We start from the raw sequence: 432 nt of genomic DNA on the forward strand, positions 1-432 counted from the left end.
GGTCGATGATCAGGTTGCCCGTCGTCGTCACCATGTCGACGTTCCAGGACTGGGCGTTCGAGTTCACCGGCGTCGCGCCGCCGGCGTTCTGGAAGAACGCGCCGGCGAGACGGACGTCCTTCATGTCCTCGAAGGGTGCCTGGGAGACGTCCACGTTCTCGGTGTCGTCGCCGGGGCCGTTGTTGAGCAGCGCGACGCCGTTGGAGACCAGCTCGACGTGGCCGAGCTCCTCGGTGAAGATGCTCGACACAAGGCTGTAGAACGGACGCAACTTCGACTTGTTGCGGAAGTTGAAGCTCTGGAACATGTAGTTTCCGAGCGTCGACATCTCGCCGTACTTGCCCCCGAGTAGTTCTTGGAGCGCGGCGGCAGCGTTCGGATCGGGCTTCTTCGGGATCGGCAGTTCGGCCTGAAGGCGATCGAGCCTCATGA

At 62.7% G+C, this 432-nt stretch carries 1 protein-coding gene; it reads right to left on the bottom strand.

Features of this window, described 5'->3' with window-relative positions; genetic code table 11:
• The coding region (locus RAD16_RS41490) for a manganese catalase family protein (protein WP_458163750.1) at positions 1 to 430 on the bottom strand (430 nt) is incomplete at its 3' end.
• Positions 431 to 432: the final 2 nt, after the last annotated feature.

This window comes from Bradyrhizobium sp. 18BD (assembly GCF_054185225.1).